At 70.1% G+C, this 20,385-nt stretch carries 11 protein-coding genes; 6 read left to right on the top strand and 5 right to left on the bottom strand.

Annotation, left to right across the window (positions count from 1 at the left end):
* Positions 1-51: 51 nt before the first annotated feature.
* Positions 52-231, bottom strand: a complete 180-nt coding sequence (locus tag CMC5_RS05190; RefSeq protein ID WP_050429378.1) for a hypothetical protein — start codon at positions 229-231, stop codon at positions 52-54.
* A 671-nt stretch (positions 232-902) separates the two neighbouring features.
* Positions 903-1,706, bottom strand: a complete 804-nt coding sequence (locus tag CMC5_RS05200) for a 16S rRNA (guanine(527)-N(7))-methyltransferase RsmG (protein WP_082362256.1) — start codon at positions 1,704-1,706, stop codon at positions 903-905.
* A 530-nt stretch (positions 1,707-2,236) separates the two neighbouring features.
* Here CMC5_RS05200 and CMC5_RS49095 point away from each other — a divergent pair.
* Positions 2,237-3,595: a DUF898 family protein gene (locus CMC5_RS49095; RefSeq protein WP_082362257.1), complete on the top strand. Its 1,359-nt coding sequence runs from the start codon at positions 2,237-2,239 to the stop codon at positions 3,593-3,595.
* Between the two features lie 6 nt (positions 3,596-3,601).
* Here the strand turns inward: CMC5_RS49095 and CMC5_RS05215 are convergent, their stop codons facing one another.
* The 3 genes from CMC5_RS05215 to CMC5_RS05225 are packed head-to-tail and all read right to left on the bottom strand — an operon-like array spanning position 3,602 to position 11,849.
* A complete protein-coding gene (locus CMC5_RS05215) occupies positions 3,602-4,144 on the bottom strand; it encodes a hypothetical protein (protein WP_050429383.1) in 543 nt (180 codons plus the stop codon).
* On the bottom strand, positions 4,141-10,083 hold the full coding sequence (locus CMC5_RS05220) for a hypothetical protein (protein ID WP_050429384.1): 5,943 nt from the start codon (positions 10,081-10,083) through the stop codon (positions 4,141-4,143). Before CMC5_RS05220 ends, CMC5_RS05215 begins: the two co-directional genes overlap by 4 nt.
* The gene (locus CMC5_RS05225; protein WP_245678303.1) at positions 10,080-11,849 is read right to left on the bottom strand and encodes an ATP-binding protein; all 1,770 of its coding nucleotides are present in this window, start codon (positions 11,847-11,849) and stop codon (positions 10,080-10,082) included. Before CMC5_RS05225 ends, CMC5_RS05220 begins: the two co-directional genes overlap by 4 nt.
* A gap of 97 nt (positions 11,850-11,946) precedes the next feature.
* Here CMC5_RS05225 and CMC5_RS05230 point away from each other — a divergent pair, with 97 nt between their 5' ends.
* From CMC5_RS05230 to CMC5_RS05250, 5 genes are all read left to right on the top strand, one after another.
* Positions 11,947-13,338: a serine hydrolase domain-containing protein gene (locus CMC5_RS05230; protein ID WP_050429385.1), complete on the top strand. Its 1,392-nt coding sequence runs from the start codon at positions 11,947-11,949 to the stop codon at positions 13,336-13,338.
* Positions 13,339-13,380: 42 nt separating this feature from the next.
* Positions 13,381-14,346: a class I SAM-dependent methyltransferase gene (locus CMC5_RS05235; RefSeq protein ID WP_050429386.1), complete on the top strand. Its 966-nt coding sequence runs from the start codon at positions 13,381-13,383 to the stop codon at positions 14,344-14,346.
* Positions 14,346-15,749 carry an SGNH/GDSL hydrolase family protein gene (locus CMC5_RS05240; RefSeq protein WP_050429387.1) on the top strand — a complete coding sequence of 468 codons (1,404 nt, stop codon included), beginning with the start codon at positions 14,346-14,348 and terminating at the stop codon, positions 15,747-15,749. Before CMC5_RS05235 ends, CMC5_RS05240 begins: the two co-directional genes overlap by 1 nt.
* 248 nt (positions 15,750-15,997) lie before the next feature.
* Positions 15,998-17,161, top strand: a complete 1,164-nt coding sequence (locus tag CMC5_RS05245) for an efflux RND transporter periplasmic adaptor subunit (protein ID WP_050429388.1) — start codon at positions 15,998-16,000, stop codon at positions 17,159-17,161.
* The gene (locus CMC5_RS05250; RefSeq protein ID WP_050429389.1) at positions 17,158-20,262 is read left to right on the top strand and encodes an efflux RND transporter permease subunit; all 3,105 of its coding nucleotides are present in this window, start codon (positions 17,158-17,160) and stop codon (positions 20,260-20,262) included. The genes CMC5_RS05245 and CMC5_RS05250 overlap by 4 nt, the downstream gene beginning before the upstream one ends.
* The last annotated feature ends 123 nt before the right edge of the window (positions 20,263-20,385 follow it).

The following is a 20,385-nucleotide window of genomic DNA, read 5'->3' on the forward strand; positions in this document are numbered from 1 at the left end:
CGTGACCCGAAGCACGAGGACTTCGGGTGTCAGCATCCGGAGCGCGCTGCGCTAGCGCGTCCGGCCCCGGATCACGCTGAACGCTCCGCCCACGATCAGGGCCAGCAGCACGATCACGATGACGCCCGACCAGACCCCGGCCTTGAAGATGCCCTTGACGGCGTTGCAGCCGGTGAGCGCGCTGCTGGCCAGGATGATGCTCGCAGGTATGCCGACATTCTTCATGCTCATGGCTCCCTCCCTGGCCGTTCGATGGAACCAGGGCCCCTTCACGCCATGACCCTTGCGAACGTCGTACCCGATCCGACCTGAGCAATTCCGGCTCGATCGACAGAGCTCATGCATCGGATGAGAGGTGCGGCGCCACGCCCAACGTTCAGGTTCCGGATGAGGTGTCTCCCGTGCGCCACGCACTTCGGGTGCGACGATGACGCGGCGCGCAGGGAGCGCACTCGCTCTGCGAGACCTCATGGCTTACTTGAAGGGACGCATGCACCCCAGAGGCTCACCCAGAGCACGAAGGGCCGAGAGGACGAGAGGGAAGATCCTCTGCGATCCCGTGGGAATCCGGAGCGCCGCCGCGAGCGCGAGAAGCTCATGTTCCGCATGAACCCCGTCGCCGCGCGAACGCGGTTGCGCGGCGACGAGGTTCATCGACTTCATGAACGTTCTCGCGTCGCGTGAACCCTCAAGAAACAGGTGAGGGGTTCGCGTCGAGGAGGCACTCGGTGCGCGTGCTCGATGCGCACGTTCACCCTGCTCGAACCCTCGAGGAGTGCATGAAGATGGCTCGTCGCTCTCCTCACGCGGGAGAGCGCACCCTGCCCTGCCGTCCGGCCGTACATCGCACGGCCAGACGATCGGGCCAAGAAGTCGTGCTCGCGCTGGTCCGCGCGAGCAGCTCACCCCTCGCTCGTCGCTCCTGGCGTACTTGCTGGTGCGCGACGCAGGTAGCGGACCGCGCGCCGCTCGACCCCGGTGAGAGGCCATCGGTAACGCAGATCCTCGGCGACTTCCCACCCGGTGAGTGCAGGCGGCTCTTCTCGAGCGAGCAGCACCCAGACTTCGGGCGCGGCTGCTCCGGCGGTGAGGGCTGCGCCCATGTCGAGCCACCTGCCCGGGGCCAGCGTCGCTCGGGAGATCGCCACATCGAACGCGGGGGCGCGCCGCGCGACCTCCTCGCCCCGCCCTCGCTCCACGAAGGGAGCCCGCCCTGCGCCTGGCTTCAGTGCTCCGCTCTGGAGCAGCGCCCCGATGGTATTGCGCAGAAACGACACCCGCTTCTGCAGCGGCTCGACCAGCGTGAGCGCCAGGTCCTGCCTCAGCAGCGCCACCGCCAGGCCCGGCGCTCCCGCTCCCGTCCCGACATCCACCACCCGCTTCCCTTGTGGCAGATGGGCTGCGAGCACCACGGCGTCTGCCAGCATCAGATCCACCAGCTCGTCCTCATTGCGAGCCGCGGTGAGATCGATCCGAGCATTCCACGCAGCCACCAGCCCGATCCAGGTGCTCACCCCTTCGGCGCCGCGGCCCCCCTCGGCGCCTTCCCCCGCCGCGCCCCCCCCGGGTTCGATGAGCTCCGTTCCCCCCGCTACCCCATCGGTCTTGAGCGAAGCGGGGCTCTCCCCGTCCCCTCGCAGACCCACACCAGCCGAAAGAACACGCGCAATGCGCTGCTCCAGCGCAGGAGAAACCGTCGATGTCATCAAGAGCGCAGTGGAGCACAACACGTGAGCGCGCGCTCCAGCTCCTGACGTCTCGCGCTCTACCCCCTGACCGCCTCTGCCTCCCGACGGCCTCTGCCTCCTGACCCTCCTCCCGACGGCCTCTGCGCTTCGCCGCTCGGCGGCCCCCTGCGCTTCACCGCCCGAAGCCCCGCTCGCTCCCTGACTGCCACCCCTGCCGCCCTTCGTCGCTCCCGCGCACCGCCTCCCCGTCTTCTGACCCGCTCCCTGTCCTCGGGCACCCTGGCGACCCCCCCTGTGAGGGGAGCAATGTCTGTTGGCTCTCCCCGAGATGCACTTTTCGTAACCTCAAAACACTCACCCACCACGAAACCGTGACGTTCCGGGCGGTCGTCTTGTAGCCTCAGCGCTCGGCGTGCGCCGGGGGTGGGACAAGCGAACCGACGCCGCGTCTGGGCGGGAGGCGCCCGCTGGGTGAGCGCCTGAGTGCGCATGAATTTTCTGGGAGGCCCCGCGGACCGAGCGGCGGCCGGCGATGGGATGGAGGAAGGATGAACGCAGGTGGATATGGTGGTGGTCAACCTCCCGGCGGATACCCGCCAGGGGGTGGTGGATACGGACCTCCGCCAGGTGGGGGCTATCCACAGCAGGGCGGCTATGGCCCGCCTGGTGGTGGTTTCCCCCAGCAAGATGCTCATGGGCAGCCACCGCAGCAGGGCGCTTACGCTCACCCGCCCGCGCAAGGTGGTCATGGGCTGCCGCAAGGCGGGTATGGCGCACCTCCACAACCGCAAGGCGGGTATGGTGCACCTCCACAACCGCAAGGTGGTTATGGGGCGCCGCCGCAGCAGGGTGGCTATGGCGCACCTCCACAACCGCAAGGTGGTTATGGGGCGCCTCCGCAGCAGGGTGGCTATGGCGCGCCACCACAGCCACAGGGCGGCTACGGAGCGCCCCCGCCCGCGGGGTGGGGACAGCCGCAGCAGCCTCCTGGCCATGGATTCGACCCTGCCCAGGGCGGCGGTTATGGCGCTCCGCCGGGCGCGTTCGTCCAGCAGGGGTACGGTCCTCCCGCCGATGTGAACGCGGGCAGTGAAGTCCGCATGGCCTTCGAGGGACAAGGTGGCGAGTTCTTCGGCAAGGTGATCGGGGGCTACCTGCTCACGCTGATCACCTTCGGGATCTATGCCCCCTGGTTCATCTGCAGCCTCACCAACTACATCTACGAGAAGTCGAACATCCAGACCTCGCGTGGACCGCTCCGCGTCTCGTTCCGGGGTGAAGGTGGGTCGCTCTTCGGTGTGCTCATCGTCAGCTACCTGCTCACGGCGATCACGTTCGGCATCTACGCGCCGTGGGCCATCTGCAAGGTGGCCCGTTACTTCAACGACAACACCTTCGCGCAGACCGCCGACGGGCGCACGTATCAGCTCCGCTTCACGGGCGAGGGAGGAGACCTCTTCGGCACGTGGATCGTGAACGTGCTCCTCATGGGGGTCACGTTCTACATCTACACGCCGTGGGCCCTCTGCAAGATCCGCAAGTGGTTCTACGAGCGGATGCAGATCGTCGAGAACGGCCAGCCGGTCGGGAAGCTCGACTTCGTCGGTGAGGGAGGGACGCTCTTCGGCACCTTCATCGGTGGCGTGCTGCTCACGATGATCACCTTCGGCATCTACGGCTCGTGGTTCAAGGTGACGATGCAGAAGTTCTGGAACCAGAACACGCGCATCTCGCTCTACAACCGCACCTACGCGCTCGACTTCGTGGGACAGGGAGCCGACCTGTTCGTGATCAACCTCGTCACGAGCTTGCTCGTCTTCGTCACCCTGGGCATCTATTACTTCTGGGGCCAGGTGAAGAAGTGGAAGTGGGAGTACCAGAACACCCTGGTGCGTGCCCTGAACTGAGCGGCTTCAGCCACCCGGTATGAGCGGCGGGCCCGGTGGTGGCCCGCCGTCGCGCGGCTCGATGGTGTCGATGAAGTGAACGATCGCCACGCCGAGCGCCATCACCACCATCCCGAACAGCACCAGCCCCGCGTTTCGCGACAGCAGCCACAGCAAGCCCACGAGCAGGATCGCTCCCGTCGTCGAGGCGACGGCGATCCCGAGCGCGCGACGTGGGAAGCGCGACTGCGCGCGGCTGCGCAGGATCGTGTTCTCGATGCGCAGGTCGACGACCATGGCGCGCGCCTCGACCAGGGCAGCTTCGGCGTGGCTACAGGGATCGGCAGAGCGGTACACCGGGCCCCCACGATCGTCTCTCGTCCCGTCTCTTTTCGTCCCGCCGTTGGCGGCCCACCGCGATGAACCACCATTCTCCGGGTCACTAGCGGGCGTGCCGCCGAGCGCCGCGTTCTCGCGCTGGAGTGACACGATCAGCATATCGGCTTCGCGCAGCTCACGCCGCAGGCGGAGCAGCTCGTCCTCGTGCCAGGGTCCAGGCTGGTCGTTCATGCACTCCCGCTGCCGATCGACCGTAGCATCTCGTCGAGCGCGCGCCGCTCCTCGGCGTCGGTGACCGCCTGGAGCGCCCGGTTGATCTCCCCCACGGCGGCCGCGGAGAGCAAGGCGACCAGTTGCGGATCTCGCGGTGAACGACCACGTGCCCAGCGCAGCGTGTCGTGGTGCGGGTTGATGAGCACCCACCGCGACTTCGGGTCGTAGCGCACTGGCCTGCCCGAGCGCACCTCGTCGACATAGGCGACGGGATCGCCGGTCAGGCGGAGCCACGCGAGCACCTCGTGCACTGCCGTGGCGAGTGCGCTCTCGCCCTGGGCCTCGGGTGTCGAAGGCCCTCGGTCCAGCACCTCACGGATGCTGTGCCACAGCTCGACGAACCAGGTGCTGGCATGGGGCGGTGCTTGCACGATCTCGGGCGGCTGCGGCTGCGCCGACAGCTGCACGCTCGAGGAAGTCTCCTGGAGGGACGAGATGTTCGAGGTCTCCAGAGACGCCGCGACGGCACGTTCGCGTGCGCCCATCGTCGATCCCTCGGCTGCGATCAGACCGAGCCCGCCCAGCTCGCGGACCAGCGCGTGACCTCGGTGCTGCAGGACGTGAGCGAGCGGGGAGCCATCGCGCAGCACGAACCCTGGCGCGCCTTCCGGAAAGTGACCCTCGGTGCTTCCCTCGCCCCGGGTGATCCACACGGCGCCTCGAGACCTGAGTTCCTCGATGAGTCGCGGCGCCTCGATCGTCTGCCCATCCGCCGCTCGTATCGGAACGGGGGAGGCGTCTTCCACGCCGAGGAGGCGCAAATTCCACTGGTAGGTGGCAACGACAGGATCCTCGGGACGTGCTGCGGCGAGCTCCACCAGCAGTGCCGCCGCGGCGCGCAGGACCACCCTGGCGATTTCGTCGGAGGGCGCGGCGGTGCCGAGCAGCAAGGTGCCTCCGATCGGCAGGGCCCCGCTGAGATCGCGGTGCACCGCGGTGACGCTGAGTGGGCCATGGCCTGAGCGCATGCCGTCGGGCGTGGGGTGAGAGAACCGCACGTAGGGCTGGATGGGCCAGACCGCAGGGAGCCAGATCCGCCCCATGACGAGGGGGCGTCCGGAGGGATGCGCGGCTTCGACCCAGCGGCTCGCGAGCACCTCCGTGGGCGCAGGTGCCTGCGCATGGAGCCAGGCACGGACCTGCGTGCGGACCTGCTTCAGCAGCCGGTCGCCAGCGGCGGTCGTGCGAGGCGCGTCGAAGTACCGGTTGGGCGACAGTCCGTCGTCGTTCACAGCGGCGAGGAGAGGCCAGCCCGGACGATCGTCGAGTCGGCAGAGCGGTCGCCCCCCGATGTGTACGGCGACGCCTCGCGGATGACCCGCCCCCTCGAGGGAGGGAATGAGCAGCCCGATCTCGCCGCTCATGCCGGCCCCTCCAGAGAACGGTACGACGGCGAAGCATCGTGCCCGCTCCGCCGGATCGAGGGCAACACGCGCGAGAGGTGGTGCGGCGAGGCGGCGCTCGCCTGCGAGGTCGCGCGCCACGATCGGGGTCGCATCGTGCAGCGTGATGCGCGCGCGGAGCTGCTCCTGCTCCTGAAGGGATAGACAGAGGACGGGTGGATCGTAGACCCGTCGCGGGTAGGGGGGCGGGGCGTGGGTGCAGGCCCAGGTGGCGCCGGGGGCGCTGAGGTCCAGCAAGGAGCGCCACGCACCCTGCGTGTCCTCGAAGAGTGGCGCTCTCCGGCCGTCGTCGAGGACCGTCTTGTTCTCGGAGAAGGTCGTGCACACGGCCCGGCGCAGGTGGGCGCGGACGAAGGACGGGAGCTCGTCCGGCATGGCAGCGTGGGCCAGCAGGTGCCGGCTCATGGCCCGCGCGATGCGCTGGAGCAGCGACGCGGTGTGCTCGATGGTGGGGTGAGCGTGGTCGACCCGCACCACGAGCTGGAGCGGCATCGCGAGCTTCGCAGGGACGCGTCGCATCGTCCCGTCGAGGCCGACGAGCTGCACCTCGGAGGTCGTCCCGTCGAGCACCTCGACCTCGCCGTCGGCTTCCTTGATGTCGAGCTCGCCGAGCGTCCGGCGGAGCAGCGGGTGCGGCGGAACTCCTGGAAGGCGTGGGGCCTCGTCCTTCACGCCTGACGTGGCGCGGCGGGCTTGCAGGGTCGCCACGGCGTGGGTCACGTCCCGCAGGGCGAAGCCGAGCGCCTCGAGCAGTCTCCTCCGCCCCGCTCCGTCCGGGTCCTCGGAGAGATGGAGGATGGGACTGTCGAGATCCGAGCTGCGCGCTCCCTTGCGCCATGGGAGGTGGAGTCGCGAACCGAAGTAGAGATCCCGACCGTCCGATCGCAACGAGACCAGGAGCGCACAGGTACCCTGCACGGTGGGCCAGCGCATCGTGCTCGACCGGATCGCGGCGGAGAGCTTCGTGGCGCCGAGCTTCGCTTCGAGCAGGGCGGCGAGGAGGTTGCACACCCGAGGATCGCGGAGCGGGCGCACGTCGTTTCCGGGCTTCTGTACGTCGACGAGGAGCTGGTGCGCGAGCGTGAGCGCGGCTTCGTGGACCCGCTTGCTGACGGCGGCGAGCCCCGCGGCGCTCAGATCGGTGAAGTCGTCGACGTGGGCCAGATCGTCGACATTCACCCGGGCCACCACGGGCACGGCGAGGGGCAGAGCGCGCCGGCACAGGGCGCGCCGGGAGAAGAGCACGTCCACCCAGGCGCGCTCGATGGGGAGCGTCTCACGCGGGAGCCCTGCGATCACGGCGATGCGTGCCGATTCCTCGAGGGGCAGCGTCTGCCGGGAAGCGTCGAAGGGGGCGGCGGGCTGGCCCGCGTGCAGGAGCGCGGTGATGGGCAGGAGGGGGCCGCGAGGGGAGTCACCCAGGTCGCCGAGGCTTTCGGGATCGTGCTCCGAGCCGGCCAGGAACGCCCTGCGGGTGCGCTCACGTTCGGAGATCGCGCGGAGTTCGGCGAGCTGGCTTGGGGTGATCTGCGCGGCGCGCCCCTGAAACCAGGCGATGAGGGCCTTGCGTTCGCGCGCGTCGCGGACCAGGAGCGGCTGCCATGCGAAGGTCTCGAAGCCAGGCTCGCTGGACAGGAGAGGGACGGCGTGGGGCGCCGGGTGCGCGGTCTCCGCATCCTCCAGGCTCGCAGGCTTCGGGAGGCCGTCCGCACCGAGCAGCGAGAGCAGGGGGAGCTTGCGGATCCGCGCGAGCAGCGCGCCTTCGCCCGACCGCGCGTCCGGGAGCGAGGCCCGCTGCGCGAGAGCGCACGCGCTGAGGAGCAGGTGGACCACGATGCGGGACGATATGGCCCCATGCGTGGGCGGCGATGGTGTCAGCCCCAGCCGCTCGGCGGCCCCGTCCGCGCCCTCCACGAGCGCGATGAGCGCCTCGCACAGGTCCAGCTCCACCCTTTGCGTCGTGAGCGTCGAGCGCCCTGCGAGGACCTTTTGCCACGCGCGATCGGGTACGACCTCGTCGCTGTCGATGGCGATCGCAATCGGCGCCAGCGAGGGCTTCGGTTTCACGGTGTCCAGCGGGCGGAGGGCGTGGTGCCACATCTCCACGTGCGCGTCGGCGAGCGTGGCCATCGCCATCGCCCACGGGCGGGTCCAGACGAGCACGGGCTGCGCGTCGGACTGCGTGCCTGGCGCCAGGCGCGCGAGAGCGCTGGAAAGGACACGCTGGCGCTGTCGTTGACGTTGCAGCAACCCCTCGGCGTCGACCAGCGCTTCCCCGTAAGGGATGAACGCGCTCCCGGGGAACATCGCTTCGAGCCAGGCGCGCTCCTCGACCCGTAGCGTCAGCACCGGGCGCCCATCGGCCGCGCGGCCCGTGGCGCCTGCGGGGGCCACGTGGAGCGCTGGGTGGAGCCTCGCGAGCAACGAGAGCGTCTCCAGGCTCTCGCCCCGCTCGGGCTGGGTGGTGGGCCAGACGCGTGCCTGCTGGAGGCCGAGGAGCCCGTCGAGATCGGTCTCTCCCCGGAGGGCATGGCCGGGGTCCGTCGGAGGGCGCTCGCCGAGAGGGGACGCCCCAGCCTGCGCCGCGAGCAGCGTGCCCGTAGCGCAGCGGATCACCGGGCCGAGGCGGCCGCGGGCTTCCTTCTCGTCACATGCTTGCTTCGCCTGGCTCGATCCACTGCCGAACAGGCGCTGCGCCTCTCGGTCGACCATGACGAGGGCGATCCGGACCGCCTGGTCCACGGCGGCGTGGAGGTGACGGTCGCGCTCGACCCCCTCGTAGCCGAGCTGAGGGCGCAGGCGTCCTGGCCAGGCGAGCGCTGCGTCGAAAGGGAGCGGCACAGCGGCGCGGTCCAGCGCGATGATGTCGAGGACCCGCCCCTCGTAGAACACGCGGATCGACGCCGCCGCAGGGGACAGGGGCTGCCCACGGTGCGCCTGTGCTCCTGCTGCGGACGCTGCGGAAGGCATCGCATCGAGCGCCCGGATCACCACCTCACCGCAGAGGCCGAGGTGCGGTCCTTCTTGCACGTCGAAGGTGCTGCGCGCGAGCTGGCCTGGGCCATGAGGCACCTCCACCGCTCCTGGCGCGTGGGCATACAGCGCGCGGCGGCGCTCCTCACCGCGCTGTGCCTGCTCCACGAGCTTTGCTGCGTCCCGGTGCGGGAGCCGCTGGAGGAAGCTCGCATCGATCTTCCCACGAACCCACACGATCTCGTCGGCCCAGGGTGACGCCACCTCGGGGACGGGAGCGCTCGAACGCCACACGTAGACCGTGTCCGGCAGCGACGCGGGCGCGAGCCCTCGGCCCAGGCCATCTCGCAGAAGCGGCAGCTCCAGCAGCGCGCGAACCTCCTCGGGCCAGGCCGCATCTGACGACACCCTGGCACTGCCGACGCTCGCGCACGCTGCGAGCGCCTCCTCCAGCGCTCTCGCGTCGTCCGAGAGCACGACCACCCCCTCGGGCACCTCACCCCGCCCGCAGACACGCGCCGTCAGCGCGTGGAGTGCTTCCACGAACGAGGCATAGGCGGCCTCCGCGATCAACGCGCGCAGCGGCGCGTCTTCACGCAAGGCGGAGCGCGAGGCGTTGGTCGGCAGCGCCTCGGCGTCGACCAGGATCCGCACCGGCAGGGTGAGCCCCGCGTGAGGTGTCGAAGGAAATCTGTCCCCGAAGCTCCATCCACCACGGAGCAGCCGCACTCCATGCTCGAGCAGGTCGAGCACCGGGCCGCGCTCGGAGGCTTCCTCTTGTTGTCCGGGTGCCCCTGCGCCTCGTCCGGGTGCCCCTGCGCCGGCGGGCACGGACGAGATCTCCAGCGCCCCTCGCGTCGTTCCGTGCAGTCGGAAGGGTACCCGCACGAGAGGCGCTGGCACCTCGACCCGGGCGAGCGGTGCCCCGTCGAGGGTGATCGGAATGGCGAGATCCGCGGTCGCTGCTGCGAGCATCTCGATCTCGGGTGGCCTCCCGCCGGCCACGGCCCGCCGGACCACGTCCCAGCCCATCCGTCGCCGCAGCTCGACCCGCATCCCTTCTGCCGGCATCCCGGGCGGCGCCGTCACCTCCGCGTGCTCGGGTCGCGCGGCGGCCTCCTCGGCGCCCGCCTCCACCGTTGCCGGCGTGAACCGCGCCCGCACGCAGCGTCCGGGGCCGAGAGGAATGAACACATCGACCCGCGCGAGCCCCAGCCCGAGCGCCGCGTTCACGCCCAGTGCGAGCAGCCGCACCCGCCGCCCCTCCCGATCGCGTGGCGCGTCCAGCACGTGATCGAGCAGCCGCACCAGGGTGGTCCGATCGAGGGGCCGCCCGTCGAAGTTCACGATCACATCGTCGGCGTCGCTCTGGAGCGCGATGTGGGTGGCTCCTCCAGCGACGGCCGCGCGCACCAGCTCCAGCAGGTAGAGGTGCAGGTCGACGAGCAAGTGCTCGCGCAGCTTGGCCACGGCGCGGCGCGCATCCACCCGCAGCGCGCCGCGTGCGACGACGCGGCTCATGGCCGCTCCTTGGTCGACGCGCGCCGCCTGGCACCGCGCTCGTTCGAGCCGAGCCCGCTCAGATCGAGGAGCCGATCGGCGTCCCCGCCTCCGAGTGGCCCGCGCGCCTCCAGGATCAGCGCCCGCGCCAGCAGGGCTGCGGTGGTGATCGGATCCACCTCGGCCGCCGCCCGGGCCAGGGACACCGTGGACGCGCCGACGTTCAAGTACAGCGTGTCCCTGGAGCGGAAGCGCACGCCACGGCGCTCCACGTCGTTCGCCGTCGACAGCCGAGGCGCGCTGGACGTCTCGGGAATGGCCTCCCCCTTCTGCGCGCCCTCTGGCGGCAAAAGCAGTGCGGCGCGCTGCGCCAGCGCGCCCTCGACACGGCAGAAGTGCACCGCGGCGACCGCGTGCGCCGCCAGCGCGAGGGCCTCTCCGAGCGCCCCCGTGAGCGCGGCGTCGGCGCCTCCCATCGCCTCCGTTTCCGGGATCACCAGCAGGTGATTCTCCTGCGCCGTCGTGACCCGTCGCCGCGGGTAGCACCGCTCCAGCAGCGGGCGCAAATCCGGGTGGACCACCCGCACGACGGGCGTCCCCGCCGCCGCCAGCGCCGTGCTCAGCGCATCCGCCTCGTTCGTCACGAGCAAGGGCGCGCGCCATGACCCCCATGACGTCAGGTCGGCGGCGATCGACCGGCCCCGCACCGTACACGCCAGCGGAAAGGGGATCTGCGCCGCATCGATGCGCGTGGGCGCCGTGAGCGCGGCCTCGACGAGCGCCATGTACGCGCCCACCTCGCGGCCCGCCGCCGCCGCCTCGGCCGCAGGCCAGAGCTGCGCTGCGAGGACGCGCTGGAGCGGCCCCCGGGACGCCTCCCGAGCACACCGGAGCGCCTCGCGGAACGTCCTGTCGCGGCGCACGTCGTCTCGGCTCAGCGTGTGCTGGAAGCGAGGATCCATCGCCTTGAAGCGCAGCCCGTCGAGGCCTGGCAGCACCTCCTCCGAGGTCTCGAAGAGCGTGAGCCCGCGGTTGTAGAACCCGGCGAACCGCTCCGCGCCGGCCTCTGGCTCTCGCCGCCTCGCGGCGCCGAGATACCGCGCGCCTGCCGACGGACCCACCACCACCCGGAGGTCCCCCTCCGTCACCGTGACGAACGCTGCAGCCGTCACGGCGAACGGGACCTCGACCCGTTCCATCCGAGCCGTCCCCTCCCCCTCGACGACCGACAAAGTGATCGGCCGGTCCGCGTGCCGGCACCAGCGCCGCAGCGCCTCTCCCACCAGCGCCGCGTGGCGCGTGAAGGCCGACGCGTCCATCCGCTGGAGCAGGATCACCCGCGTCCCGCTTCCCTCTCGCGGCCCGGCATCCTCCAGCTCGAAGGTGGTGTCAGGCCGCAGCACGAGCCGGAACGCGCGCCCGTCCCGCCAGGTCTCCACCTCCACCGCCTCGGGTCCGATCGCCAGCACGGAGATGAACCCGACTCCGTACTTGCCGATCTTGCCTTCGACCCCCTCCTTGGACGACGCGAAGAGCGTGAGCAGCGGCCCCTCGATCGTCTCACGCGTCATCCCCTGGCCATCGTCCAGCACTGCGGTGGACGTCACGCCGTCCGCGACCCGCCCGACGCGCACGTCGACGCGGTGCGCGCCAGCATCCAGGCTGTTCTGCACCAGCTCGCGGAGGAAGGCGTACGGGTCCGCGAACTGGCGGACCATGTCGCCGATGAGCCCAGTCTCTTGCAGGGGAGCAGGCCGCTCCTCGTGGCTGGAACGATAAGGGAGCACGCGCGAAGGCCCTCTCGGTCACACGCAGGGACGCTCGCGGAGCGTACCACGGGCTTCCGGGGTGCCTTCGGGTCGATGACATGGCTAGCTAGCGCGCATGAACGCGCCCGCCACCCGCCGTCGCGCCTTCTCGAGCACGCGCCTGGGCGCGTCGAACACGCGTCTGGGCGCGGCGATCATGCGCCTGGGCGCGGCTGTCGTGCTCCTCGCCGCGTGTGCCGCGCCTCCCGTCGCGAGCCGCAAGACCTCGCCGGCGGAGCCTCCCCCACCGGCCCAGGGGGCCACCGTCGACGCGCGCGTGCCGACGTCGACCTCACCTCCGCTTCCGTCGAGCGCCCCTTCGTCCCTTCCGCAGGGGGATCCGGCCGCCGAAGGGCTCGACCCGACCCGGCTCGCCGACCTCGTCGCGCGTGCAGAGGCCACCTCGTCCGACGCCCTGGTGATCCTCAGGAACGGCAAGCTCGTCGGCGCGTGGACCTTCGGCGAGCCCCGGAGCCCGATCGAGCTGATGTCGGTCACGAAGTCGATCGTCAGCCTCGCCATCGGGCTGTTGATCGACGAAGGCAAGATCGCGTCGGTCGATGCCCCCGTTCATCACTTCTTTCCCGAGTGGAACCAGGGACAAAAGAAGGACATCACCGTGCGTCACCTCCTCGAGCACACCTCGGGGCTCCAGCACGAACCGTCGACGAACGTCATCTACGCGAGCCCCGATTTCGTGCGGCAAGCGCTCGCAGCGGAGCTGACCCACCCTCCCGGGACGCGCTGGTCGTACAACAACAAGGCCGTGAACCTCCTCGCAGGCGTCGTGCACGTCGCCTCTGGCGAGAAGCTGGATGACTACCTGAAGCGGAAGCTCTTCCTGCCGCTCGGCATCCAGGAGTCCTCCTGGGAGCGGGACAGGGCAGGGAACCCGCATGGCATGTCGGGGCTGGGCTTGCACGCGGTCGATCTGGCGCGCATCGGACAGCTCCTGCTCGACGGCGGCGTGTGGAACGGAAAGCGCGTGCTCAGCGAGGGATGGATCGACACCTCGACGGCGTGGGCGAGGGAGCGCGGCGAGAGCGGCATGCTCTGGTGGCCCGTCCTCGACTGGATGAAGTTCTCCATCGACGGCGAGCTCGTCGCGCAGTGGCGCAAGGCGAAGATCGACGGCGCCTTGCTCCGCAAGCTGATCCCGCTCCAGGACCGCACCTTCGACTCCCGGCGCGCGTTCGAGGAAGCCCTCTCCGGCGCGCTGGGACCGGAGGGAGTCTCTGCCTTGCAGGCCTCCACGAGCAAGGCCGGGCTGCGCACGAAGAAGGTCCAGCTCGGGCCGACGATCGGCTACGCCGGCGATGGCTGGCTGGGCCAGTTCCTGGTCGTCTTGCCCGCAGCGAAGCTCGTGGCGGTGCGCCAGCGCCGGTATCCGGCCAGCGAGGCCGAAGTGAACGACCCGGACCGGAGGTTCCCGGACTTCATCGAGAAGGTCCGCGCCCTTCCGCGTTGAGCCGCATCCACGCCGGACGCCACACGACGTATACAGGGGGCCATGACCGAACGCGCGGACACGCCCGCGGCTTCTCCTGCTCCGGCATCCGCCACCGCAGACGAATACGCCTGGCTCGTCGGCTTCGAGGGTGACTGGCGCGACACCTGGTGGAACCGCGACTTCCTCGACCTCATGGCGCGCCGCCTCGACCTCGGCGCCGTCCACGCCGCGCTCGATGTCGGCTGCGGCGTGGGCCACTGGGGGCGCACCCTCCTGCCCTTTCTCCACCCCGAGGCGACGCTCGTCGGCATCGACCAGGAGGCCAGCTTCGTCACGCAGGCCAGCGCGCAAGCCGAGGCCCACGCCCTCGCGTCACGCACCTCGTACCGTGTGGCCCAGGCCGAGGCCTTGCCGCTCCCTGACGCCAGCGTCGATTTCGCCACCTGCCAGACCGTCCTCATGCACGTGGCCGACCCCCTGCGCGTCATCCGCGAGATGCGCCGTGTCCTTCGGCCAGGCGGGCGGCTGCTCGTGGTGGAGCCCAACAACTTCGCGGAGAAGGCGGCCATGCTCGTCGCGGCGCCCGGCCTCTCGCGCGCCGAGCGCCTCGCGCTGCTCACCCTCGAGGCCACCTGCGAAGATGGCAAGCGTGCCCTGGGGCGCGGCGACAGCTCCGTGGGCGAACACCTCCCGACGCTCTTCCAGGAAGCGGGGCTCGTCGGCATCCAGGTCCATCAATCGGACAAGTGCGCCGCGCTGCTCCCCCCCTACGAGGCCCCCGAGCAGCGCGAGGAGCTGCGCCAGATGCTCACCTGGATCGACGGCGGCGTCTGGCTCGGCGCAGGTGGCACCCGCGACGAGACGCAGGCGCTGTTTCTCGCTGGCGGCGGAGACCCCGCCGACTTCGACGCGCTGTGGACCCTCGCTCTCCGCGAGGCCCAGGCCTTCCGCGAGGCGGCGATCGCGCGCACCCTGAGCGGAGCGCGCGGCATCACCTGTTACCTCGTCTCGGGGAGAGCCCCCTGATGCGTCGCCCCGTGCACCTCACCCTCGCGCTCCCACTCCTCACCCTCCTCCTTCCAGCCTGCATGCCAGGCCCCATCCTCCCCTTGCCCCACGACCCGCCCGCCCCCGCTCCTCGCCACACCCGCCCCCCGCCGCCCGACGGTGCCGTCTCGACCTCCGCCGAAGATCCCGCGATCACCCGGGCCCACCGCGTCGATCGCCTCATCGAGGCCAGCATCCGCGCCACGCATGCCCACCACGCCCTGCTCGTACGCAAGGCCGGCCAGGGGGATCCGCTCTGCTACGGCCTGGAGGGACGCACCGACGACGAACTGCAAGCCCTCGTCGCCCACCAGCGCGCCCTCTTCGCCCTCGACCCGAGCGCCTTGCGCGCCTGGGCCGAGGGTCGCCCCGGCAGCGCCGATCCCACCCCCCACCTCGACGCCCTCCTCGCCGCTGGCATCGAACCTTCGCTCTCCACCCCCGTGGAGCTGTCGACCTCGTACCTGCGCCGCCGCGCCACCGCCCCCGAAGGCACCCCCCGCGCGATCGCCAACCTGTTCCAGATCATCCTGGAGCTCGACCGCGACGGCGACATCCTCCAGCAGGCCTTCGACGCCTACATCGCGCTGGGCGTGCCGGTGTACGTCGGCCAGCTCGGCATGAAGGGCAGCGACGCCGACTTCCTCGCCATGGGCGAAGCGCTCGCCCCGAAGACCTGCGCCTCCCCCTTCGCCACCGACCCGGCCGCGTGGCAGATCGCCGCCCGCAAGCTCTGGAACTGGGGCGAGAAGAAGCTCCACGTGCGCGACGCCGCCGTGGTCGCCACCGAGCTCTCCCGCGAGCCGGCCGTGCAGGCCCTCTTGCCCGCCTTGAAGGCCCTCCCCGCGCGCAAGCTCGCGGTCCTCGGCCACTCCTTCACCCTGGAGCTGCACTGGTCCACCCCGGGGTCGTTCGTGCAGATCGCCGGCGCCATCCTCGCCGAACAGAGCCCGCAGGTGACGCTGCTTCAGACGGCCGCTGGGGGCCTCGGCGCGGCCAAGGCCGAGAAAAAGTACCTCGCCGACCTCCTCGCCACGAAGCCCGACAGCGCGCTCCTCGTGCTCCTCACCCGCAGCGACGACGACTACGCCGCGCTCGCGCGCATCGGCAAGGCGCTCCGCGAGGCGAAGATCGACGCCTACGTCTTCGACGACGTGATGGACGGGTCGAGCCGCGAGAACTCTGCCGTGGCGCGAAAGGCCGCCGACATCGCACGCAAGGAAGGGATGCACGTCATCGAGGTGCGCAAGCTCCTCGAAAGCGCACCCGACCGCGACGCCTTCCTCTGTCTCGACGGCATCCACATGACCGAGCCGTACCACCGGCTCATGGCCCGCGAGTGGCTGCGCCTCCTCGCGGGCGCACGCAGACCAGCCCTCTGATCCTGCGCGTCGGTTTTCACCGACACCCCCGCAGTGCATCGCAGCGGGCGGGCCGAGCGCTCGTCGACCCCGCATTTTCAGGTCGACGCTTCTTCACGGGAATAACTCACGGAGATGGCGGCAAGCGGTCCTCATCGCTTGCCGCTGCAACCGTCCTCGGCCGTTCCCGGGCACACCTCGACCTGCAGGGGGGACATCAGGTCGCTCCCTATTGTACTCGGGCGTGTTTCGACCGATCCATCGGGGCCATGGCGGTCTCCAGTCAAGCCTCTCCTCCCGCCCGACCCGTCTCTGCCCGCGCGCGCAAGATCGCGTTCGCAAGCCTCGCCGTGGCAGGCATCGTCGGAGCCATCGCGCTCGTCCGCCTCCAGTCCGCTCCCTCCTCGGAGAGCCGCCCGCCCGAGCGCGGTGGGGCCTCCGCTGGTGCGGCTCCCACCGGCGCACCCAGCCAGAAACCCGTCGCTGGCCCCTCCAGCCAGGCGCCGCTCCTCGTCGACGTCCACGTCGCCAAGCCCGAGCCCCTCGAACTGACCGTCCCTGCCACCGGCTCACTCATCGCGCACGAGTCCGTCGATCTCGTCAGCGAACTGTCGCGGCGCCTCATCAAGGTGCAGGCCAAGGAAGGCCAGCCGGTCAAGAAGGGCGACGTCCTCTTCCAGCTCGACACCGCCGACCTCAACGCGCAGGTCAAACGTCTCGACGTCCAGAAGCGCCTGGCGAAGCTCACCCTGGAGCGCAGCGACAAGCTCCAGGCCGAGAACCTCGTCACCCGCCAGGAATGGGAACAGGCCCGCGCCCAGTACGACCAGGCCGAGGCCGAGCGCGCCATCCTCGGCGTCACCCTCGCCCAGTCCACCATCCGCGCGCCCTTCTCCGGCACCCTCGGCCTCCGCCGCGTCAGCGAAGGCGCCTGGGTCACCCCGCAGATCGTGCTCGCGACCCTCCAGGACACCAGCCGCCTCAAGATCGACTTCACCGTCCCCGAGCGCTTCACCACCGCGATCAAGCAAGGCCAGAAGTTCACCTTCACCGTCGAAGGCCATGGCGAGCGCATGAGCGGCACCATCGTCGCCATCGAGCCGCAGATCGTCGCCTCCTCGCGCAGCGTGCTCGCCCGCGGCCTCGTCGAGAACCACGCGGGCCTCCTGCCTGGCACCTTCGCCCGCGTCGAGGTCCCCCTCTCTGCCGACGACGCCTTGCTCGTCCCCTCCATCGCCGTCATCCCGAGCGTGAAGGGACGCAGCGTCTACGTGGTCAGAGAGGGCAAGGCCCAGCTCGTCGACGTCAAGACCGGCGCCCGCACCCCGGATCGCGTGCAGATCCTGACCGGCATCACCGCCGGCGATCAGGTCATCGTCACCAACCTGCTCCGCCTCCGCGACGGCGCCCCCGTGAAGGTGAACACCCCGTGACGCTCGCCGAGATCAGCATCCGTCGGCCGGTGCTGGCCGTGGTCCTCTCGATCCTCATCGTCCTCTTCGGGCTGGTGAGCCTCACCTTCCTCGGCGTGCGCGAGTACCCCGCCGTCGACCCGCCCATCGTCACGGTCACCACCAGCTACCCGGGCGCGAGCCCCGACGTCGTCGACACCCAGATCACTGAACCGCTCGAACAGAACATCAACGGCGTCGCGGGCATCCGCACCATGTCCAGCACCTCCCGCGACGGCCAGAGCCAGATCCGCGTGGAGTTCGACCTCTCGGTCGACGTCGAGGCCGCCGCCAACGACGTGCGCGACAAGGTCTCCATCGCCCGGCGCCTCCTGCCCGTCGACGTCGACCCACCCATCATCGAGAAGGCCGACGCCGACTCCTCGCCGATCGTCTTCATGACGCTCTCCAGCGAGACCAAGGACATCCTCGAGGTCGCCCACGTCGCCGACACCCTGGTCAAGGAGCGCGTCCAGACCATCCCGGGCGTCGCCAGCGTGCGCATCTTCGGCGACCGCCGCTACGCCATGCGCTTGATCCTGGACGCCGACCGCATGGCCGCCCACCAGGTGACCCCGAGCGACGTGCAGGCCGCGCTCTCCCGCGAGAACGTCGACCTCCCGTCCGGGCGCCTCGAAGGCCAGAGCACCGAGGTCGGCCTCAAGACCCAGGCGCGCCTCTCCTCGACCGCCGAGTTCAACCGGATGCTCATCAAGCAGCAGGATGGCCGGCAGATCGTCCTCGAAGACATCGGCCGCGCCGAGCTGAGCGCCGAGAACCTCCGCAGCGGCATGCGCTCGCAGGGCATCCCCCTGGTCGGCGTCGCCATCATCCCGCAGCCGAACACCAACGCCATCGCCATCGCCGACGAGTTCTACCGGCGCCTCGAACAGATCAAGCAGGAGCTGCCGCCCGAGTTCACGACGGACATCGGCTACGACTTCACCACCTTCGTCCGCCGCTCCATCGAAGAGGTGGAGGAGACGCTGCTCATCGCCTTCGGCCTGGTCGCGCTGATCATCTACCTGTTCCTGCGCGACTGGCGGGCCACGGTGATCCCGGTCATCGCGATCCCGGTCAGCATCATCTCGACCTTCTTCATCATGTACGTGCTCGGGTTCTCCATCAACATCCTGACGCTCGTCGGGCTGGTGCTCGCCATCGGCCTCGTCTGCGACGACGCCATCGTGGTGCTGGAGAACATCTACGGGAAGATCGAGCAGGGCGTCCCGCCGCTGCGCGCAGCGATCGACGGCTCGAAGGAGATCTACTTCGCCGTCATCTCCACGACGATCACCCTCGCCGCGGTCTTCCTCCCCATCGTCTTCCTCCAGGGCCTCACCGGACGCCTCTTCCGCGAGTTCGGCCTGGTGGTCGCCGGCTCGGTGCTCGTCAGCGCCTTCGTCGCGCTGTCCCTGTCGCCGATGATGTGCCGCTTCCTGCTCAAGCGGCACGAGAAGCCGAGCTTCTTCTACCGCATCACCGAGCCCCTCTTCGTCGGCATGACCCGTGGTTACGCCATCGCGCTCGGCGCGTTCATGCGCGTGCGCTGGGTCGCACCGATCGCCATGGTCGGCATCCTCGCCGCCACGGTGTTCTGGTTCCGGAAGCTCCCCTCGGAGCTCGCTCCGCTGGAAGACCGCTCCAACATCCGCGTCAACGTGCGCGCCCCCGAGGGCGCCACCTACGAGTACACCGAGGAGGCGCTCTCCCGGGTCGCCCAGTACGTGGACGACAACCTCCCCGAGGTGCGGCGCAACTTCAGCATCGTCGGCACGCAGGGCGGCCCGCCGAACACCGGCACCCAGAACCTCTACCTCTACGAGCCCTTCGAGCGCTCGCGCACCCAGGCCGAGATCTTCCAGCAGATCACCCGCGACCTCGGCCCCTTCGGCGCCCTGCGCGTCTTCCCCGCGCAGCCGCCCACCATCGGCAGCCGCTTCGCGGGCCAGCCGCTCCAGTACGTCATCCGCGCCCCCAGCCTGGAGGCCATGGTCGAGGTGCTCCCGACCTTCCTCGAAGAGGCCCAGCGCCGCCCCGAGCTGCGCTTCGTCGACGCCGACCTCAAGGTGAACCGCCCCGAGGCCAACATCCGCGTCGACCGCGCCCGCGCCGCCGAGCTGGGCATCCCCGTGCTCGATGTCGCCCGCGCCCTGCAGCTCACCTTCGGCGACCAGCGCTTCGGCTACTTCATCATGAACGGCAAGCAGTACCAGGTCATCGGCCAGCTCGACCGCGACGACCGCAACGAGCCCGAAGACCTGCGCCGCCTCTTCGTGCGCGGCGCAGGCGGCCAGATGATCCCCCTCGACAGCCTGGTCACCTGGGAGGAGCAGGCCGCCCCTGCCGCCATCTACCGCTTCGACCGCTTCGTCTCCGCCACCATCTCCGGCAGCACCGCCACCGACTACACGCTGGGTGATGGCATCCGCGTCATGGACGACATCGCGGCCAAGGTCCTCCCCCAGAACTTCAGCACCTCCCTCGCGGGCGAGGCGCGCGAGTTTGCCGACAGCTCCTCCAGCTTGAGCTTCGCCTTCGGCGTCGCCCTCTTGCTCATCTACCTGGTGCTCGCCGCGCAGTTCGAGAGCTTCATCGACCCGTTCATCATCCTGCTCGCCGTGCCCATGTCGCTCAGCGGGGCCGTCGGCTCGCTCGCCCTCACCGGATCGTCGCTCAACATCTTCAGCCAGATCGGCATCATCATGCTCATCGGCCTGGTGACGAAGAACGGCATCCTCATCGTGGAGTTCGCCAACCAGCGCAAGGAGCAGGGCCTCACCGTGCGCGAGGCCGTGCTCGAAGCCGCCGCCTCTCGCTTCCGGCCGATCCTGATGACCAGCCTCGCCACCATCCTCGGCGTCGCCCCCATCGCCCTCTCCCTCGGCGCCGCCGCCGGCAGCCGCCAGTCGCTCGGCATCGCCGTCATGGGAGGTCTGCTCGTGGGCACCTTGCTCACCCTCTTCCTCCTGCCGGCGCTCTACTCGTTCATCTCTCGCGAGCACCGCCCTGCCGAGGACGAAGAAGCGCATCCCTCGGCCGCCTCGCCCGAGCGTCTCCACGAGCCCCCGGCCGCCGCATGAGCACTTCGTCCAGCGCGCGCTCCATGAGGCTGGTGATGGCCGTCACTGGGCCCTGGCACGGCGCGTCATCGGCTTGGTCCGCCTCGTGCCGGTGCGGTACGCTCCTGCCGAGCGACCCTGACG

The sequence above is a fragment of the Chondromyces crocatus genome (assembly GCF_001189295.1).
Lineage (GTDB): Bacteria > Myxococcota_A > Polyangia > Polyangiales > Polyangiaceae > Chondromyces > Chondromyces crocatus.